Here is a 19,581-nt window from a genome sequence, read left to right on the forward strand (position 1 = left end):
GACCGCCGCCCCTGCCGCGCCGACTTTCCGGCCAGCACAACCGGAACCCCGGATCGGCGACGCCTACCGCCGAACCCCTCGATCCCGCCCGCGGTGTTCCGCGCGCCGAAACCCGCTCCTGGAGGTGATCGGCCATGAGCCAACCGATCCGCATCCCCGCCGACGTCGACCGCGAAGACCGCATCATCGGCCCCCTGACCGCGCGGCAACTGGCGATTCTCGCCGTCACCGGGCTCGTGCTGTACGGGGTCTACACGATCACGCGCGTCTTCGTGCCGTTGCCGGTGTTCCTGATCTTCGCCATCCCGGTCGGAGTGACGGCCGCGGTGCTCGCGCTGGGGCAGCGCGACGGCATCTCCCTCGACCGGCTGGCGTTGGCCGCGCTGCGCCAGCGGATGAGCCCGCAGCACCGGGTCACTGCCCCGGAAGGCATCCGCCCAGCACCGGAATGGCTCGCCAGCCGAGTCAACGCGGACGGGCACGGACCCGCGCACCGAACTGCCAACGCTGGCACCGCGGTCTCGCCAGCACCGCTACGACTGCCCGCCGATGCGGTTACCGAGACCGGTGTCATCGACCTGGGCAAGGACGGCCTAGCGGTCGTCGCGGTCGCCTCCACCGTCAACTTCAGCCTGCGCACCCCGGCAGAACAGGAGTCGCTGGTCGCCTGCTTCGGGAGATACCTCCATTCGCTCACCGCGCCCGTGCAGGTGCTCGTCCGCGCGGAACGGCTGGACCTGTCCGGCCAGATTGCGGAACTGCGCGACCACGCTGGCGGACTGCCGCACCCCGCGCTCGAACGCGCCGCACGCGAGCACGCCGAGTACCTCGAACAACTCAGCCGGACAACCGACCTGCTGCGCCGCCAGATCCTGCTGGTGTTGCGGGAACCGCTGCTCCCGGGAACCCCCGACAGCTTCGGCATCGCCTCGCCGCTGGCCATGCTGTCCGCGAAACGCAAAGCCGCCAAACACGCCGACGCTGTCGACGACGCCGCCCGCAACGCTGCCGAGACCCGGCTGGCGCGCCGGCTCGGCGAAGCCGCAGAGTTGCTTTCCCCGGCAGGGATCACCGTCGTTCCGCTGGACGCCGGGCAGGCCACCGCGGTGCTGTCCGCGGCCTGCAACCCGGACTCGCTGATCCCGCCCGGCTCCGGGCTGGCCGGCTCGGACGAAGTCATCACCACCGCTCCGGCCGAAGGCTGGGACGACGCAGCCTTCGGTCAGCCGGTGGCCGCTGCCGCCGATTTCGACGACGCCTGGGACGACGACGTCGACGAGCCCGACGACTACGGCAACTTCGAGGGGAGGCACCAATCATGAAATCCAACCGCAAACGCCGACAGGACCCGGTCGCGGACACTCCGCTCGGACGGGCTGGCGCGTTCACCCCGGATGCCATCTCAGTCCGTCCGCGGGCGCTGGAAGTCGGCGGCGAATGGGTCTCCTCATTCGCGGTCGCGGGCTACCCGCGTGAAGTCCACAACGGATGGCTGCAACCGCTGCTGACCTACCCCGGACGAGTCGACGTCTCGCTGCACATCGAGCCGATCGACCCAGTCACCGCTGCCACCCGCCTGAAGAAACAGCTCTCGAAACTCGAATCCGGGAGACAGCACACCAGTGAGAAGGGGCGGCTGATCGATCCTGCTGTCGAAGCCGCCACCGAAGACGCCTACGACCTGTCCTCGCGAGTGGCCCGCGGCGAAGGCAAGCTCTACCGGCTCGGCCTGTACCTGACCGTGCACGCCGCCACCGAAGCCGCCCTCGCCGACGAGGCCGCCGCGATCCGGTCGCTTGCCGCGTCACTGCTGCTGGACTGCAAACCGACCACCTACCGCAGTCTGCAAGGCTGGATCACCAGCCTGCCCATGGGCATGGATCTGGTCGGCATGCGCCGCACCTTCGACACCTCCGCGCTCAGCGCCGCGTTCCCGTTCACCAGCCCGGACCTGCCACCGCCAGACCCGACCTCGGTCGGCGCGCCGAGCGGAGTCCTCTACGGGTTCAACGTCGGCAGCCAAGGCCTCGTGCACCACGACCGGTTTGCCCTCGACAACCACAACAGCGTGACGCTCGGCCGCTCCGGTGCAGGCAAGAGCTATCTCGCCAAACTCCAAATCCTGCGTTCGTTGTACCGCGGGGTCGAGATTCACGTCATTGATCCCGAAGACGAATACGCCCGCCTGGCCGCCGCCGTCGGCGGCACCTACGTCCGGCTTGGCGCGGAACAAGTCCGCATCAACCCGCTCGACCTGCCCATCCACACCCGCCCGGACGGACGCCGCACCGCGCCCCGCGACGCGCTGATCCGTCGCTCCCTGTTCCTGCACACCGTTGTCGCGGTATTGCTCGGCGCGGAACTAGCGGGAAACGAACGAGCGGTGCTCGACCAAGCAATCACCGCCACCTACCAGCGCGCCGGGATCACCTCTGATCCCCGGACCTGGACCCGTCCGGCACCGCTGCTGTCCGACCTCGCCGACGTCCTCTCCACCAACGGCGATCCCGCCGGGACCGAACTGGCAGCGCGGCTGCACCCTTACGTCGCCGGCGCGTTCTCCGGCCTGTTTTCCGGCCCCACGACAACACGGCCCGAGGGACACCTGGTCGTGCACTCCCTGCGCGACCTCGCCGACGAACTCAAACCGATCGGCACCCTGCTGACCCTGGACACGATCTGGCGACAGGTCTCCAACCCCGCCATCCGAAAACCCCGACTCGTCGAAGTCGACGAAGCCTGGATCCTCATGAAGATACTCGCCGGCGCCGAATTCCTTCTCCGCATGGCCAAGGCATCGCGGAAACAATGGGCAGGGCTGGGCATCTCCACACAGGACACCGCTGACCTGCTCGCCTCGGACGAGGGGAAAGCCATCATCGCGAACGCAGCCACGCAAATCTTGCTCCGGCAAGCGCCGCAAGCGATCGACGAGATCACCCGCGCCTTTGACCTGTCCATGGGCGAACGGCAATACCTGCTCTCCGCCGACCGCGGACAGGGCCTCCTGAGCACCGGCGTGCAACGGGTCGCGTTCCAGTCCATCGCCTCGCCGTTCGAGCACCAGCTGGTCACCTCCAACCCAGCGGAGATCGCCGAATTCGCCGACGCAGCAACGGGAACCGAGGACTCCTACGTCGAAATCAGCGCCGACCCGCTCGGCGACGGTGAGACGTCGCAGATCGAACTCGACGCTGCCTGAACGCCTCGCAGAACAAGCGTCCACACGACAACGCCGTTCCACAGCCAGGGGGATACCCATGCCCGCATCCGGCAACGTTCGCCGCCCTTCGCCGTTGCTCACCCAGAACAGCGAAATGCGCCAGATCGGCGCATGGAACTGGTCCCTGCCCGCGTGGGCCGGCCGCCTGCCCGACGGTCGCACCTTCAACACCTGCCCGAGCGCCGGCATCTGCGCGCAGGCGTGCTACGCACGGCACGGCACCTACACGTGGCCAGTCGTGCGCGCTAAGCACCGGGCAAACCTGATGTTCGTCCTTGACGACTTGCCCGGCTGGGAAGCCGCAATGCTCGCCGAGCTGGAAGCAGCCAAGTTCCGCGGAGCTTGGATCAGGATTCACGACGCAGGAGACTTCTTCAGCGACTCCTATTTGCTGGCGTGGCTGCGTATCTGTCGCGCCCGCCCCAACGTGAATTTCTATTGCTACACAAAGGAAGTTGCCAAGTTCCGCTTGCTCGTCGAACCAGAACCGCCCCCGAACTTCTTGTGGGTCTACTCCTACGGCGGAACCCAGGACGCGGATCTGAGCCCAGAAGCGGATCGCGTTGCCGATGTATTTCCCGACGAAGCCGCCATCGCCGCCGCTGGATGGGCGTCACAGGAAGAAAACGATCTGCTCGCAGTGATCGGCCCGCACCTCGTCGGCGTTCCAGCCAACCGGATTCCCCACTATCTCAAGCGCATGGCCGGGCGTCGGTTCTCCGAATGGCAAGCCGAGAGCGACAGCAAGCGCGCTGCCCGCCACAACCGCCGGCATCTGCGGCTGGTCGCCGACGACGGCAACTCCGTCGACGAAACCAACTCGCCCGATCGGGCCTCGGCGAAGCAGCTCGATCATCGCCGAGCAGCCTGAGCCGCAGCTCGGTTCGTGCCCCTTCCGTCGCTGGCTTCCTTAAGGAGGTCCCCGATGCCCTCGTCGTTCACTCTCCTACCTTTGGCTTCCGCCTCCGGCTCGCGCGCCGGTGTGGAGGCCGGAGTTCTCGCGTCGCCGTTCGGCGACTACTTGCGCGATCCCCTCGGCACGTTCCAGAGCCTGCTCTCCGCCATGTGCGACCTCGTTCTGGTATGGGGACCAGTCGCCGGTCCGATCCTGGCAGTCGCCATTGCCGCGGCGGCCACCGTGCGGGCTCGGTGGCGGCGTCGCTACCACCGGAAGCTTGTCGATGACGCTCGGCTGGTGACCGTGCTAGCACCACCAACAGTCGATCCGACCGGCGCGATCACCGCCTGGTCAAATCTGGTCGGGCTGCTGCGACCAGGCTGGCTCCGCAGGTTCGGCAGCCAGCCGCACATCGGGTTCGAGCTGAACTTCACCGCGGACGCCGTGCGGATCCGGCTCTGGGTGCCTGGCCTCGTACCTCCCGGCATGGTTGAACGTGCCCTCGAAGCGGCCTGGCCCGGTGCCCACACCCGCACCAGTCCGGCCAAACCGCCGATCCCGCTCACCGCCGCGCCCGGACACCGGGTCGAAGCCGTCGGCGGGGAGATGCGGCTAGGACGCACGGAAGCGTTGCCGATCCGCACCGATCACCCAGTCGATCCGATCCGCGCGCTGCTCGGCGCGCCAGTCGGACTCGGCCCGCGCGAGCGTGCGTGCGTCCAAGTACTGGCCCGCCCGGTCGCAGGTCACCGCGTGGCCAAGGTCCGTCGCGCGGCGCGTCGGGTGAACGAAGGAAGCTCAGTCAACCCGGTCGGGCGCGCACTCGATCTCGTCACCGCCTTCATCTCACCCGGAAAAGCTCCCAGCGCATCGCCAAGTACATCGAAACCCCAGCTGGATCGCCAGACCAGCCTCGAGCACGCCGCCCAAGACCGCGCCGTCGTGGACAAGCTGCGCGCCAACCAGTTCGAGACGCTCATCCGCTACGCGGTCGCCACCACAGTCCCCGCGGGCACCCCTCCCGCCGAAATCCAGCCCGTACGGGAAGTGCTCAGCGGCCGCGCACACGCGATCGCATCCGCATTCGCTGCGTATTCCGAGCACAACTACTACCGCCGGGCCCGGCTCCGTCGGCCGGCTGAGGCTTTGGCCGGACGCCAACTCGGCAAAGGCGACCTCCTCTCCATCCCCGAGCTGGCCGCAATCGCCCACCTGCCCACCGACGACGCCGCCCCCGGGCTACAGCGAGCCGGTGCGAAGGCCGTACCGCCCCCACCCGGCATCCCTACGACCGGCGACCGGGTCAAACCCCTCGGGCTGTCAGACTCCGGTCACCCGCGCCCCGTCGGGCTGTACGTCGCAGACGCCCGCCAGCACGTGCACCTCATCGGTGCCACCGGTTCCGGCAAATCCGAACTGATGGCGCGGATGGCCCTCGACGACGCCGATGCCGGCCGCGGCAGCGTCGTGATCGATCCCAAGGGCGACCTCGTCCAGGACATCCTGATGCGGCTGCCCAGACGCCTCGGCGAGAACGTCGTGCTCTTCGACGCCGACAGCCGCACGCGTCCGCCGGTGCTCAACCCTCTGGAAGGAACGGACAAGGCTCTCGCGGTCGACAACCTCGTCAGCATCTTCTCCCGGATCTACGCCTCTTCCTGGGGCCCTCGCACCGACGACATCATGCGCGCCGGTTTGCTGACGCTCTGCGAAATGCCCGGTACTCCGACTCTGGTCGACCTGCCGAAGCTGCTGACCGTCCCGGCGTTCCGGCAGCGCGCCTGCGACCAGATCGACGACGACGTGCTGAAAGGCTTCTGGACGGCGTACGAGCGCATGTCGGAAGCCGGACGTACTCAGGTCACCGCTCCGCTTATGAACAAGGTCCGGGGATTTCTGTTGCGGCCCTTCGTCCGCGCAGCCATCGCCGGAGGCCCGTCCACCGTAAGTATGGACGACGTCCTCAACGGCGGAGGCATCTGCCTGGTACGGATCTCCCGCGACGCGCTCGGCATGGAGACCTCGCAGCTCCTCGGGTCGATCGTCGTCGCCAGAACCTGGCAGGCCACGACCCGTCGTTCGGCCATTCCGCAACACCTGCGCCCGGATTCCAGCCTCTACATGGACGAATGCCAGAACTTCCTCAACCTCCCCTATCCAATCGAGGACATGCTGGCAGAAGCCCGCGCCTACCGGCTCGCCGTGATCCTGGCCCACCAGTACCTCGCGAAACTCACAAAGGAACTGTCGGAAGGAATCAGCACCAACGCCAGGTCGAAGTTCTTCTTCAACCTCTCACCCGAAGACGCCAGACAGCTCGCGCGGCACACCATGCCCCGCCTGACCGAGCATGACCTGTCCAACCTCGGCGTCTACCACGCAGCCGCCCGTCTCGTGCTACGCGGCGAGGAAGCCCCGGCTTTCACGGTGCTGACCGAGAAACTCCGACCGGCCATTCGCGGACGTGCCAGGGAAATCCGCAAAGCGGCAAGGATCAACACCCGTCCGCCGAACAACGACGCAACCGGTCCGCGCAGCCGGACTGGACCTGCAACCGCTGACCCGCGCCGTTTATCTTAAAATTTCCGACTTTCACCTCTCGCGCCGAAGACAGTCGCGAAAACTGCCGTCTCCAGGCTGACTGGTTCCAGGCACGAAGTGGCACGGAATTGCCAACTTTGCGGCCGCACCTGATGCCGGCGTTCTTCATAATGTGCATTATTCCGTATTGTTCAGATGCATGCAGGCCTTGCCAGCTACGTTTCAGCGGCAGATTCCGAAGATAAAGGCTGCCCCTCAGCCCGCGAGACAGCGCCCCACCTTTGACGTCTATGCATACCACTGGAACGGCCATGGCCCCAGCCGTTGCAGCTGAGTTACTGGACGGATTCGATGCCTTCCAGCACGATCCGGTCCGCGAGGTTCTTGCCACAAATATCGCGCCTGTCGAAATCACATCAGCAGTCAGCTCAGAAGGTATCCTGGAACAGCATGTCCGGGCCGACCGAGCGGGCAATCCATGGCCCACCATCGACTTGCTCGTACGACCGACATAATTGGATTATCTTCGGCGCACTCCCGAGCCGAACCTCTTTGCGGCGGATTCTGGTTCTACTCCTAAGCAAAGATGGCCTAAAACCGGAAGTCGAAAGAAGCAGTCCCCCGGAAGCCCCCTCCCTGAGCACAACCTCAATGAGGTATTCGAATTCTCCCGTTCCGACCTTCGCCGGCAACGCCCAGTGCTTCACCTCAATGAGATAGGTCTCGATGCCGCCGTCCTGACGACGATGAACCACCTGCAGATCATATCCGCCATCCTTGCCAGGACGTGTCAGGATGACTTCATACCCGAGTCCGTCGAGAGTTTCGTACAGGACTCGCTCAAGGTCTCGCCACTCGAGTGCGAAGAGCTCTTCGGGACAAGCCGCAATCGCCCGAACAAGCAGCCGTGCGGCCGTTCGCATCACCTCTGCCACACTCGGCGCGATCGCTCGGATCGCCGAGGCCGCGATCCGCTCCGCCTCAAAGTGCATCTTATACTCATTTTCTAAGAAGTCCCGCAATACAAGTTGATCGATGCGGCCACCTTTAGTCGCCCTCCCTTCATATTCCGGCAGACTAGTCATCAAATCGGATAACTTGCGAAGAACGCTGTTTGCGGACCGAAATCGGGGACCCCTTTCCTCCAATGGAAAGATAGGCAACTTACGAAGCAGCGTGGACAATTTCTCCACCTGACCGTCTGGAACACGCGGAACCCTCCTTTCGTTCTTAAAGAGGAATGAACAGGCAAGTATTACCTCGTTACGTGTCCACGACTGTGGTCGCATTGTCATAGCGACAGCTTGCCATAGAGAGAGCGGTACATTCCAGCCAGTAAACACGATGACTCTGCTCGTCGCGCTGCGTCGCAGAAAACCAGACAGAGACAGCTCCGCTCAGACAGCCGTACCCAACCAATCTCAGCGAGGTGCATACCAGTGATTTCGAATCCCACGCCCCAACGAGCTTTGCGCGGACACATGCCCCGACGTCTCACTCCACGCGCTGCCACCACCGGGGAGCACCACGCGCAGCTTGCCGGGCGACTCACCCTCCGGGACCGCTGGCTGGCGCGAATGCTGCACGAACACAGGGTGTTCACCACCGGCCAGATCGCCGAACTCTGCTACCCCAGTGTTCGGGCGGCCAACCACCGTCTGCTTGATCTCTACAAGTGGCGCGTGGTGGACAGGTTCCAGCCCTTCGTCACGTCCGGCACTTCCCCTATGCACTATGTCCTCGATATCGCTGGCGCGTTCGCGCTCGCGTACGAAGACGGCCTCGACCCCAAACAGGTGGGCTACCGCCACGAAGACGCGATCGGCATCGCCCACTCGCTTCGACTTGCCCACACAGTGGGGATCAACGGACTCTTCACGTCCCTCGTCGCGCTCGGTCAGCAATCCAGCGCCCGCGGACAGCTGACTGCATGGTGGTCAGAACGGCGTTGCGGACGGCTCTTCGGCGACATGGTCCGCCCCGACGGCTACGGCCGCTGGCGCGAAGACCGTTGCCAGGTCGAGTTCTTCCTCGAATTCGACTTCGGCACCGAAGATCTCCGAAAACTCGCCCGCAAGCTCTACGGCTACGAAAAGCTCGCTGCCGCAACAGGGATCGCGACTCCGGTCCTGGTGTGGTTTCCCACCAGCCGCCGTGAGGCAAACGCCCGCAAATCCCTAGCCGACGCGCTGTCCCAGTTGGACCGGCCCGCACTGGTACCAGTAGCCACTAGCGCATCGGACGTCACGGCAACAGTCGGCGGGGGAAACAGCCCTGCTTCTGCCCGCTGGCTGCCGCTGTCCCCGTCGCCGACGCGTCGGCCGGGCCGGCTGCGGCTGGCTGAACTTTGGCCACAGACCGACGCGTCCGGCACCGTCACCCCCTCGGCAGCAGTTCAGCAGCAAACATCCGCCGCAATCGCGGCACCGGAGCCGTTCCCGCCATCCGCGCCGGCGAGCCAGTTCCGGAGGTGAACGATGAAGCTCGTCATGAGTGCCGCCGCGACCATCGTCGCGGCCATCGTGCTCATCGGCGGAATCGGGCAAGCAGTCGCGAAAGCGCTCCTCGGCAACGACAACAGCGACAGCCAGCCCAGCCCAGCGGCGCTGTCCGATATTCCCAGCGACTACCTCGGTCTCTACCAGCAAGCAGTCAGCGCGTGCCCCGGTTTGGACTGGTCGGTCCTCGCAGCCATCGGCAAAGTCGAAACCGATCACGGCCGATCCGAACTGTCAGGTGTGTCCAACGGTCAGAATCTCGCAGGCGCCGGCGGGCCCATGCAGTTTCTGCAGGCAACATTCGACGCTGTCGTAGCCCGGCACCCCTTGCCGTCAGGCGGATCCACGCCACCGTCGCGGTACAACCCGCATGACGCGGTCTACGCCGCTGCGTACTACCTCTGCGACTCTGGAGCGCCCAAGGACATGCGCAGGGCGATCTTCGCATACAACCATGCAGACTGGTACGTAAACAAGGTTCTGGCACAGGCGAAAAAGTACCGGGCCAGCGGTTGCGAGGCCAGTCGCGGACCGAACCCTGCCGCCACCGCCGCCATCACCTTTGCCTGCAATCAACGCGGTCTTCCCTATCTCTGGGGAGGCAACGGACCCGCCCACGGCGACAATGGGTTCGACTGCTCGGGGTTGACCACCGCGGCCTACAACGCCGCGGGATTCGATCTGCCGCGAACAGCACAAACCCAATACAACGCCGGACCGCTTGTGCCTCCTGGTCAACTACTCCTGCCCGGCGACCTTGTCTTCTACGGCACGCCAGGGCATGTCCATCACGTCGGTCTGTACATCGGGTCCGGCAAGATGGTGCACGCACCCGATTTCGGACGACCCGTGCAGGTCAGCGAGTACCGCTGGAAGAACGACGACTATTTCGCGGCGTCGCGTCCCGCCAATTGAGGTTCCTTATATGCAAGGCAAAATCAGGCACTCTTTATATTCAACTAGAGGATAACATCGGTAACTGGACGGTGATTAATCTCCGCTGCCAGCAACCGGATAACCTTACTTCTGCAATCCCGAAGAGATTGGCTAAAAGTATCCAAAATTTGAACCGAGACGTCTACCTTCCGGAACGTCCTCATATGGATAACCGTAATTCCTGACAAGTTATCCTCAGACGCGTCCGACCAGATCGCGTGGATGAACTCGTGTCGACGCAGCAACAGTGACTCAGCTTCACAAAAAGCGGCTTCATAAGCAGGTTTAAATTCAGCCTCGACGTCATGGAGCGCACGCCTCGCCGCTTTAAGCGCCATGCCCGGTCTTCCCATGGTATCCCGAGCATCCAAAGCAAGTCGTTCCCCCGCGAACACCGCCAACGCCGTTTCGAGGCCCGCAGCATCAACGACAACGCGGCCAAGTGCTGCAAGGACGTCCGTGTCGAACACCATGCCCCTCCGCTTCTAATGGTCCGGGCCAGTCCTGACCGTAGAGCCACCGCGACCAAGGCTGCGGCCGGTGTTGCTCCACGGCGGCTCACCCAGACCGCCGGTCGGGCACGCTACGGAGCCACCGGAGCGGTACAACTGCAACGACGGCACGGAAGGCGACTTGTCGCTCGGGCCGAAATCAACCGTCCTTGTCCGCGAGAAGGATTCTGCTGACCGAGGCTGCGCTGAGCTGAGCGACCGCACCGATCTTGCGGGTGGTGAGTTCGGGATTTGCTGCCTTGACGTCACGAACCAACTTTCGCCGCTGCTCCCGCAACTCGTTGGCCTTGCTGAGTGCGTCGCTGTGCGCCAGGTCGGCGGCTTCCTTGGCACGGATTGCTATACGGACTGCCTCCTCAGCACTTGCCAGCTCGTCGGCGACACCCTTCAGTTCGCTCAGGAGGGCCGAGTCCGTCCGGGCGTCGTCCGTCGAATCAGCCATCCGCCGCCACCTTCCCGCGCTGTCGCTACCAGCGCTGTTCCGTAGACCCCAGGCGCTTTCCACTGCAACCATCCGTAGCTGCACGTTACCAGGTTGTATGCCTGTTACAAGAAAGTGCGCAAGTAGGCGGCCGCGCTTGCCTCATCAGGCCCCCGACCTTGCAGCTTCCGCGCCGACGAGGTGCCTGTTCACCAGATGCGTGGCAGCTGCCGCCGTCCGGGTGGACGCTACTTCCTCCTTCGCCCTCACCGAAGTGGCGGGATCTCGCGTAGCGGGCCGGCGATGTGCTTCCGGAGCGCGCGGTAGCGGATGCGTATCTGTGCCCGCGCTTCGGGTGGCAAAGAGCTGCCCACGCGCTGACGATGGGCCCCGGCCACCCGTTCTATCAACTGCGACCATTGGTTACGCGAGATCAGCGTCGCGCAGTCCGGGCAGACGGCCCAGTCTCCTCGGCTGCTCTGGCTGCGGTCGTCGGGGTATACGAAGTCCCGGGCCGGCAGGATGAACGCCGGGAGGCCGTCGGAGCAGAAGTCGCACCGACCGCCGCGGAAGCCGGGCGGTGCGTCGATGGGCACCGGGTCGTGGTCGAGATCCTGGATGGCGTCGATGCGCGTATGGATGTAGCGCGCGCCGTCGTCGCTCCACTCGACGTCCAGGACGTTCCGGCAGACGGTGCACACCACCACCGCGTCGGGTTCAGACATCGGAGCCTCCCCTGTTCATGCCAACCCGTCGTGCGAGGGTCACCGCGTCGGCGTCAAGAAAGCGGACACGCAGTTCGACGGTCTCGTCGTCGTGGACTTGAACCGTCCCTGACGCGCATGGACCGAAGACGACGACCGGCTCGCCGCGTCGCTCCACGATCTCGCCGTCGAGAGCATGCATAAGCTGTCTCATCAACTGGTCCCGACGGTGTCGCAGGTCCTCTGCCGCAGCGCGGCGGTCGCACGCTCCGTGAATCGCCTCCTGGTACTCGGGCAGCAACCGCCGGGTGATCTCCTTCGCGATCCGTGCAGCCGAACTGGTCGGAGACACGGTGATCACGTAGCGGGCACCCGGGTTCGGCTCGAACCGCCGCAACTCGGCAGCGAAGGTGCCGTACAAGACGAGTCGGCCTTGATAGCGGGCTTGCCACCCGCCGTACCGGATCTGGATCAGTTCGCCGGCTGGGCCGACGAGGAACGCGCCGCAGTTGTCCGCGTGGTGGCCGGGAAGGCTCGACCAGCCGTCGCCGAGCCCTTCCGCGATCTCAGTCGCCAGTTGCCTGACATCGAGGGCTTGGGTTCCTCGCTCCATCACTGGCTCCCTTGTCGGCCGCGGTCGGACCGCGGGTAGTTGCCGCGCCGGGAGTCGCCTGCTCCGCGCGGTGCCCACGCGGCCGGGAGAGATCCGCCGTTGCTCAGCCACTTGTCCAGGGCTGCGAATTTCTCTGCCACGGCGACACGCTGATCGTCGGCGGCCTCGAACAGGTCGGCTGCTTCCTGGCCCGTGTCCAATTCCCGAGACCTGGTCTCGAGGTCGGCAATGTGGGCAAGCAGCTCGCGGATCTCGGCAAGCGTCCTATCTGGGTCCATTTCTTCCTCCTGGTGTTCAAGCACGAGTCACCACGCCTGCGGCAACCACGCGTCGTCGTCGACCTGGTTCCGCACCGGCATCACCCATGCCCGGTAGTCCTTGCCGATGCGCACGCGAGTCGGCCGGTTCTCGTTTTCCTGCCGGATCTCGATGTATTCCGGGTGTCCGCGGCCACCCCGTCGCTTGGCAATCGCGGCGAAGTCGGCGAAATGCGCGCCATTGATCACTCCCGGCGCGGTGCTCGCAGGGAGGCCCCCTTGCAGGCGTTGGGCAGGCTTGGGTATGTGTAGTCGTCGACGAGCTGGATTGTTTGCGTCACAGCGAAGTCGGTCACCGTCATGGTGTCGTGCTCGACAGTGAGTCGCGTTCGCCCTGCGCGTCGGAGCATCGATTCCAGCGTCTTGACAGCAGCTGCCTCAATGAACACCGCTCGGGGGAACTCGCCGTCAATCCGGACCTGTGCGTGAGCGGCACGGAACCTGTCTGTGGACCAGCCGTGCAGGTAGCCGCCCACAGTGTGCAGGCGGACCATGCCGAGCATCGGCGTGGTCTTGTCGTTGCTCGCGGTCCGGGCCAGGTCGGCTAGCATGCCGACAAGCTCGGCACCGTTGGTGGTGATCCCTGCCGCTGTCGACTTCTCGATGGTCTCAGTCATCGCCTCTCCCGATTGTTGTTGGGACAGGCCGACATCTCGTGTCGGCCACGGCGTCCGGGCGAGTTGTGCTCGTCCGGCACCGTGATCGCACGGGGATCAGGCCAGCGACGCGAGCACCATGTCCAGCGTGGCGACGGTCTGCGCGTCCAGCTTGTCCACACCGCCGGTGACCGCGCGGACCATGTTCCTTTCGGGGCGCGACGCACCTCGAATCGGCTGGGCGTGATGGGTGTAGGTGTTGACCGCCTGGACGACGCCATACGCGGTGTTCTTCCACGGCGCGACACGGTCGTCGAAGTTCCACAAACGCGACAGTTCAGCGCGCTCCGCCGATGCCAACGTCGCGCTGCGCTTGCTTTTACCCTCGATCGGCGCGTGCGCGTCCAGGAACGCATGCCATGCCTTCTCGCTGACATCGGTTTCGCACAATGCCTTGACCTCCGCTGCGAAGTCGTCAGCAACGGTGTGCACGATCGCCAGTGCGTCGCGAACCTCTGTCATGCGCTTCTGGCTGTACTTGCTGTGCTTGATCTTGATTTGTTGGCCCTGTTCATGCAGGCCCGCGGCGAGCGTGTTGTCGCACACGACCACGGTCACCGTGCGCTTGTACGTGGTGGCAAGCGATCCGTCCAGCGACGTACATGCCAGCAGGTTCGGCCGGAACTCGACGCCCTCGGGCGTCGTGATGTTCTCCGGCACCTCAACAGAAACCCACGCCTGAGCACCGTTTTTGAGCAGCCCTGCGGAACCGATTTGCAAGTCGTCGTCAAGGATCGTGGCGACATTGGACACCAGCCAGTCGCGGTACTGGTGAATTTCGTAGCCGTCGGCGAAGTAGCCGAAAATCGCGCCGGTGTCGGGGCGGCCGACGGGGAAGCGCTTGTCATCGGAAGCCAGCGTCATGCCATCGCCGTCGTCGAAGGTCACGGCTGCAGCCCTGTCGCGGCCAGTCCAATAGAACAGGCCCGCCGAGGCGTGTTCGGTGCACGGCCGGTCGAACGTGACCATCGCAACGCCCTTGACAGCGTCCCAGTAGAACAGCCGCCGGTTCACGTCCTCGACCGGGATCGCACCCGCGTAGTGGTTGGGCTCCGCGCCCTGTTCGGACGCGCGGTAGTGCCACGCTTTGCCGCGCTTGTCGGTGAACCCGACCAGGGTGTTGTTGTTAAGCCAGGTAAGAGTTTCCTTGGACATTTTGTTCTCCCTTGCTCGCCCTAGTTGGCATGGCCGCGTCCTTCCGGACGGCCGTGACCAGACCGACTCGGTGCAAGGGGCACCGCGTCACGCCCTGACGTTGAACGCGTTCAGGTGTTCCACGTCGTACGGACCCACGTAGCGCGTCCACCCGCGCGACACCACTGCGACGATTGCGGCCCAGAGGCGCGGGTTGAACTCTGGCGACTCGCCTTCCACGTGTGCGCTGCGTTCGGTCAGCACGCCTTCCGGATCTTCGTACGGGTCCAGTTCGGACAGCCAGGTGTGCCGCCGATAGGGCCCTGACTCGGAAGGTTCGCCGAAGCCCTCGCGCTCCAGCCAATCGGCGCATTCCCGCGCGTTGTCGAACGTGTGCACCTCCGTGTATTCGTCGATGCGTTCGCGTTCGTCCTCGCCCTCACGCCACGGCGCGTACCACGCGCTGTGCACTTCAATAGTGATCTTCATCGAACGTTCCTTCCCTCCTTTGGCGCGCAGAGGCCGGGCAGCGTCTCGGTGTGACACCACACGGCGAATGCATCCTGGATTGCCATGCGTGAGCCAGTGTTTCGCCGGTTGTATTCCAGCCACGCGAACGCGAACCCGTCGGGGACCGGCATAGGCAACCGGCCGCCGGTGCGGCGGCATCCGTCCTCGAATCCCCACAAGTACGCGTTGCCGTTCGCGAACGTGATCGTTTCTTCCCAGTCGCGCGGCAATCCGAACGCGAACACGTTGACCTTGATCGATTCCATAGTCTCCTGCTTCCGCTGATCTGCTTCCTGTGAACTAGCTGCACTTTCTCTGCGCGGCGAAGCCGTGCCATCAGGTGATCCCGCACTTCGCACAGCTCCTGCAGACGTGCTTGCCGTCGCACAAGCCCCACTCGTGCGGGGCGTAGTCGAGATGCGCCCAGCGGCAGCTAGGCCGAGCAATCAGCCACTGCGCGAACGCTTGCGGCACGCGTCGGAAGAGCCCCAGGAACCGGTGATGTCCCTTTGCTTTGCGGGCGTCGAACATGCAAACGAGAGGCATGCTCGTTTTCCTTTCCCTAGCGGACAGGGAGGCACACGCGCTTCAGCTGCGCGTTGGCGGCGGCGGGCGCTATGCCGCGTTTCCGCCAGGCGTGCGTTCGTGCGTGTGCAACCCTGTCAGTTAGGTGGTTCCCTCTCACAGAACCGGCACCGTGCGCCCCCGTTGCGTTCCCTGCTAGCCCTCCCTTGTCCGGGGAGCAGTCGCTAGCGTCCCGCTGGTGAGTGGCACGGCACTGTGTCCGGCAGACTCGCCAGGGTTGTCCGTGCGTCCACTGAGGACATAGGGCGCGCGGATATCGTCGCGGGTGCGTGGCTATGAAGTGCGTCGGTATCCACCCGTACGCACGGGTGCGGATGACTCACACAGTCCCCCTCACGGGGTGAGCGCTCTGCGCGCTCGGTGGCTGGATTGAGAACGTACCGACTCGCTGACACTGGCGACGGGCGCGTAAGCGCGGCATTCGGTCCCGTGGATGGGACCGCGCTAGCAGTCTCCGCCTTCCCCGCCTAGCCATGTCGGCACGTGAGGCATCCGCTCTGTAATTGACTTCCGACCAGCACAGGGGATTCCCTTGCGTCGTCCCGTTATCCGGGGGCCGCTGGCTGGAAAACTCGGCCGGGCCCAACCTTCCGTCCCTGCCTTGTTACATCAACCATACGACGTTACAACGACAATACAATAGGCCAACAGGGTGACGCGGCCCGAATGAATTCCCCTGCAGTCCGGACGCCGATGGGTCGCCATATGTCCACAACGGACTGTTGTGGACCGGCGATAGGACACCCTTGCAGGGTGCGGGCTCCGGCAGCGGAGAACGCGAGAACGTACGCCGCCCGCACAGAGGGAACCGTGGGATGACGACGGGGCGGCAGCCTACCGTCGCCATCCCACGACGGCGACGCCGTTCGGAAAACAGGAAGGTGCCCACCGCTCAAAATGACTGTTCAGATGCCAGCCGGCTGTCGAGTCGGGCGGCGCAGCGGCAGGCTCCACAAGCTGCTGACCTCGCGCTTAATGCTGCGGAGGGGGTTCCAGTCTAGAAGGCAACAAGAACGGACCGCAGGCGAGAACACCGTTGGGAAGCATGGAGAGTTACTCGCAAACGCGGCACATTGCCTGCGGTCAGCGGCCTTTCCGGCGCTGAACACGTCCTTGGTGCCGGCTTCGCGGATCAGCGACGGCACCGAGAATTAGCCACGCCAGCGCGGCAGTTAGCTCGCTCGTTGGCCAGGCAGCCGTCCGCCGCCGCTTACCAGCTCGTTCGCGAGTTTGATTGTAGTGCCAGCTGCCTCTTGGTCAATCTCGGAAAGGGACGTCTTGAGCAGTTGCAGTGTCCGGAGAATACTGTCGTACTGGCCGAGTCGCGCTTGCAGGCGCATGAGGTCCCGATAGATCGCTTCGTTGTACGGGTCAAGCCGGCGTGCTCGTTCCAGCAGGGCGAGCGCTTCTTCGGCGTCCTCGCGTCTGGTCGTACGGATGAGCGAACTGAACGCGTCAAGCACCTCACGGCGCAGCGCCTCACGTGGGCCGACAATCCATTCGGCGGGATTATCCTCGGCAAGATCGCCGCGGTACAGGTCCGTGACCCGCCTCAAGGCTTCGTTCGCCTCGGTCTGCCGGGTACATCGACGGCTGACCGTGAGCTGGTCGTGCAACTGCCAAAGGTCCACGGTCACTGTCGTCGGGTCGAGTCCGTAGTAGTGGCCGCGCCGGACAGTAATGTCGTTGACGTCGCCGCCCGTCGCGTCGCGCAGGGTGCGCCGCAGCTGCGACAAGGAAGTATGGAAACTGTTGTAAGGGCGAGCAGTTGGAGCGTCCGGCCAAAGCGCAGCGTTCACGGTGTCGCGCCGGCACCCACCAGGGTATAGCGCCAGGCAGACGAGAAGCTCCTGTTGCCGTGGGGTAAAGACGTCGATGATGTCGCGATGTTCATGAGCGGAGCGGGTCAGGTGGAGTTGTCCGAGCACGTTGAGATGCAGGGGTTGCTGTCTGCATGACGTCGACGCGGAACCGGCTGTTGGAGTAGTGGCGTGTTCGGCTTGCTCGTTAGCCGCAGAGATCGTTTCGTTGGTCGTCACGACATCTGTGCTGTCAGACTGTTGTTCCTGCGGGCCGTCGTGGGCCGTTTCCTCGGCAACCATGGCTGGTCGGTCGGGTCGCGGCGATGCGAATTCGTACTCGCGGACGGGCTGTCTGGGGCGGACAGCTTCATCCGATTCACGAGGTCCGTCGTGGAAGTCCGCGACAGTGGAGGATTCCGCGCCTTGCTCGTCTCGTTCGGGCTGTGCTGCTTGGAGCAGCGCCAGCAGCTGGCGGGCGTCCGTAGCGGGCAGCGTGAAGAGCCGCACGCCGACTAGGTCGTGCGCGCCGGGACTGGACCTCTCCACAGTGCCGTCGTCGCTCACGTGAACGGTGATCCCGTCCTGTCGTGGTCCGAGGAACAGCGCCGCCAAGTGGAGCCGCGCGCCGTTGTCCAGGACTGCGCGAGCGCGGCGATCAACATCCTCGTTCGCTGCAGCGACAAGAAGACACAGCCCGAAGCGGGTGTCCCGCTGCTCCGGGCCTTCCGTCACCAGCTGGCGCGAGCGCGTGAGCAGTTCGGCTTCCATGTGATCGAGTGCAGCCGGCAAGGAGTCGACGATACGCAGTTGGTGCGGGAGACGATCAGTCATGTCGTGCTCGAACAAATGTCGAGCCTCGGCGATTGGACTCACGATTTGAAGCGGGACGTCCTCACTCGCCGCCTGCGCGAGCAGCGACACTGTCAATGCCCGCGCTGCGGCCATGGCACCGGGACCGGTGAGCCCGAGTCCTCCAGTCCGAGCGAGGTCGAGCGCGATCTCCTGTCGGTTGCGAACGGCGACCACAGTACTTCCGTCGTCGCGACCCGCGTCCTGTGCTGCGGCAAGTGCACGGGTTCGAGTCTCGACGTCGGCCGGCTTCCCGCGATTTGACGCGACCGGCGCGCTGTCGAGATGAGAGCCCTCGTCCGGCACTCGTGTCGCCGAGTCGTAGGCGCTCTGCAAAGCACGCACTACCGGTAGGTTTGTTGGATCAGGCTGCTCAGGTTTGCCTGGTCGGTACAAGCGCCGCCGACGCAGGCGCGCGACTGTCGCGGCAAGCGTGATCAAGACCGCGAAGCCCAGCCCGACAAAACCCCCAGTCGGCAGCGATACTCCGTGCGGGGCTGCCCGATGGTCGGGGTCACCCTGGTGGTCGCCCGGGCGCGGTGGCGGCGGGACCGTCGGAGCGTTGGGACGCGGCGCGGTCGTTGGTGGCGGGGTGCGCCGCGGCGGGGCGGGTTGACCTGGCGGGCCTGGCCGGGCGTGGCGTTCGGGCAGGAGAAGCGTCCAGCCAGGTGCCACCTCGTCGGGATGGCGGAAAGTTCGCCCGTCCGATTGTTTGCGACCGTTGTTGAGGATGGCGATGTCTGGCCAGGCGTTCGGGTCGCCGAGTTCGCGTTCCGCGATCGAGGAGAGTGTGTCGCCGGGCTGTACTTCGACGGTGTGGCCGTTGAGGACCGTTCCCTGAGGTTCCAGGAGGTGCGCGGCATCGGCCGGCAGCCACAGAGTCCATTCGGGCTCGAGTTCGTCGGGGTTCCTCTCCAGCAACGCGGGGTTGAGCCGCACGATCTCGTGATACCGGAGGCCGTCGCCCAGGTAACGCTCGGCCAAGCCCCACAGGGTGTCGCCGCGGACGACCGTGTAGGAAACCCCGTCGACCGACTGCCCGGATTCCGAAGTCGCCGCCACTGCAGCAGCTGCGCTGGATCCCGGGGTGCCGTTGGTTTGGCGGGGCACGGCATCGGGTTGGGGATGCGGTCTGGGCGGCGCGGTCGCGGTCGCGGGTGATGCCGGTGTGGCCGCGGCAGTTCCTGCGGAGGTGGCCAAGATGGCGGCGGCGACGAGCCCGGAGATCCACCGGTAAGGCGGAATGCGATGCACATGATCATGGGCGCTGCGGATGCCCTGCCGAAACTGGCGGATCGTTTCGGCCACGACGGACGTGACCAGCACCAGCCAGCCGGCCCAAGCGACGGCCACGATCAGCCAGGTCATGAGATCACCGGTCA

At 65.0% G+C, this 19,581-nt stretch carries 18 protein-coding genes; 6 read left to right on the forward strand and 12 right to left on the reverse strand.

Translation table 11 applies throughout. The features are described from left to right. The first annotated feature begins 134 nt into the window (after nt 1–134). The 4 genes from RPX00_RS03920 (at nt 135) to RPX00_RS03935 (ending at nt 6,701) form a co-directional block, all read left to right on the forward strand. A complete protein-coding gene (locus RPX00_RS03920; RefSeq protein ID WP_406637533.1) occupies nt 135–1,322 on the forward strand; it encodes a PrgI family protein in 1,188 nt (395 codons plus the stop codon). Next, complete coding sequence (locus RPX00_RS03925; protein WP_406637535.1) at nt 1,319–3,202, forward strand: VirB4 family type IV secretion system protein; 1,884 nt, start codon at nt 1,319–1,321, stop codon at nt 3,200–3,202. Before RPX00_RS03920 ends, RPX00_RS03925 begins: the two co-directional genes overlap by 4 nt. 58 nt (nt 3,203–3,260) lie before the next feature. Further along, nucleotides 3,261–4,094 carry a GP88 family protein gene (locus RPX00_RS03930; RefSeq protein WP_406637537.1) on the forward strand — a complete coding sequence of 278 codons (834 nt, stop codon included), beginning with the start codon at nt 3,261–3,263 and terminating at the stop codon, nt 4,092–4,094. 192 nt (nt 4,095–4,286) lie between these two features. Continuing rightward, nucleotides 4,287–6,701, forward strand: a complete 2,415-nt coding sequence (locus RPX00_RS03935) for a type IV secretory system conjugative DNA transfer family protein (RefSeq protein ID WP_406642751.1) — start codon at nt 4,287–4,289, stop codon at nt 6,699–6,701. A 389-nt stretch (nt 6,702–7,090) separates the two neighbouring features. Here the strand turns inward: RPX00_RS03935 and RPX00_RS03940 are convergent, their stop codons facing one another. Next, complete coding sequence (locus tag RPX00_RS03940; RefSeq protein WP_406637539.1) at nt 7,091–7,747, reverse strand: restriction endonuclease; 657 nt, start codon at nt 7,745–7,747, stop codon at nt 7,091–7,093. A 354-nt stretch (nt 7,748–8,101) separates the two neighbouring features. On the opposite strand from RPX00_RS03940, the gene RPX00_RS03945 reads away from it, so the two are divergent. Next, on the forward strand, nt 8,102–9,136 hold the full coding sequence (locus tag RPX00_RS03945; RefSeq protein ID WP_406637541.1) for a replication-relaxation family protein: 1,035 nt from the start codon (nt 8,102–8,104) through the stop codon (nt 9,134–9,136). A 3-nt stretch (nt 9,137–9,139) separates the two neighbouring features. Then, a complete protein-coding gene (locus RPX00_RS03950) occupies nt 9,140–10,075 on the forward strand; it encodes an NlpC/P60 family protein (RefSeq protein ID WP_406637542.1) in 936 nt (311 codons plus the stop codon). Nucleotides 10,076–10,119: 44 nt separating this feature from the next. Here the strand turns inward: RPX00_RS03950 and RPX00_RS03955 are convergent, their stop codons facing one another. The 11 genes from RPX00_RS03955 to RPX00_RS04005 form a co-directional block, all read right to left on the reverse strand. Next, the gene (locus RPX00_RS03955; protein WP_406637544.1) at nt 10,120–10,569 is read right to left on the reverse strand and encodes a hypothetical protein; all 450 of its coding nucleotides are present in this window, start codon (nt 10,567–10,569) and stop codon (nt 10,120–10,122) included. 178 nt (nt 10,570–10,747) lie between these two features. Next, the gene (locus RPX00_RS03960) at nt 10,748–11,050 is read right to left on the reverse strand and encodes a hypothetical protein (RefSeq protein ID WP_406637546.1); all 303 of its coding nucleotides are present in this window, start codon (nt 11,048–11,050) and stop codon (nt 10,748–10,750) included. Nucleotides 11,051–11,295: 245 nt separating this feature from the next. Further along, the gene (locus tag RPX00_RS03965) at nt 11,296–11,754 is read right to left on the reverse strand and encodes a hypothetical protein (RefSeq protein ID WP_406637547.1); all 459 of its coding nucleotides are present in this window, start codon (nt 11,752–11,754) and stop codon (nt 11,296–11,298) included. Continuing rightward, a complete protein-coding gene (locus tag RPX00_RS03970) occupies nt 11,747–12,346 on the reverse strand; it encodes a hypothetical protein (protein ID WP_406637549.1) in 600 nt (199 codons plus the stop codon). Before RPX00_RS03970 ends, RPX00_RS03965 begins: the two co-directional genes overlap by 8 nt. Next, nucleotides 12,346–12,648, reverse strand: coding sequence for a hypothetical protein (locus RPX00_RS03975; RefSeq protein ID WP_406637551.1), 303 nt, complete (start codon nt 12,646–12,648; stop codon nt 12,346–12,348). The genes RPX00_RS03970 and RPX00_RS03975 overlap by 1 nt, the downstream gene beginning before the upstream one ends. A 3-nt stretch (nt 12,649–12,651) precedes the next feature. Further along, nucleotides 12,652–12,852, reverse strand: a complete 201-nt coding sequence (locus RPX00_RS03980) for a hypothetical protein (RefSeq protein WP_406637553.1) — start codon at nt 12,850–12,852, stop codon at nt 12,652–12,654. Continuing rightward, entirely contained in the window at nt 12,849–13,280 is a 432-nt protein-coding gene (locus RPX00_RS03985; RefSeq protein ID WP_406637555.1) for a hypothetical protein, read from the reverse strand. The genes RPX00_RS03980 and RPX00_RS03985 overlap by 4 nt, the downstream gene beginning before the upstream one ends. A gap of 96 nt (nt 13,281–13,376) precedes the next feature. Then, entirely contained in the window at nt 13,377–14,474 is a 1,098-nt protein-coding gene (locus RPX00_RS03990; protein ID WP_406637556.1) for a DUF932 domain-containing protein, read from the reverse strand. Nucleotides 14,475–14,561: 87 nt separating this feature from the next. Next, on the reverse strand, nt 14,562–14,942 hold the full coding sequence (locus RPX00_RS03995) for a hypothetical protein (RefSeq protein ID WP_406637558.1): 381 nt from the start codon (nt 14,940–14,942) through the stop codon (nt 14,562–14,564). Further along, nucleotides 14,939–15,229 carry a hypothetical protein gene (locus RPX00_RS04000; RefSeq protein WP_406637559.1) on the reverse strand — a complete coding sequence of 97 codons (291 nt, stop codon included), beginning with the start codon at nt 15,227–15,229 and terminating at the stop codon, nt 14,939–14,941. Before RPX00_RS04000 ends, RPX00_RS03995 begins: the two co-directional genes overlap by 4 nt. Nucleotides 15,230–16,720: 1,491 nt before the next feature. Then, nucleotides 16,721–19,567, reverse strand: a complete 2,847-nt coding sequence (locus RPX00_RS04005; RefSeq protein WP_406637561.1) for a BTAD domain-containing putative transcriptional regulator — start codon at nt 19,565–19,567, stop codon at nt 16,721–16,723. Nucleotides 19,568–19,581 lie beyond the last annotated feature (14 nt).

The organism is Amycolatopsis sp. WGS_07 (assembly GCF_045278895.1).
Taxonomy (GTDB): domain Bacteria; phylum Actinomycetota; class Actinomycetes; order Mycobacteriales; family Pseudonocardiaceae; genus Amycolatopsis.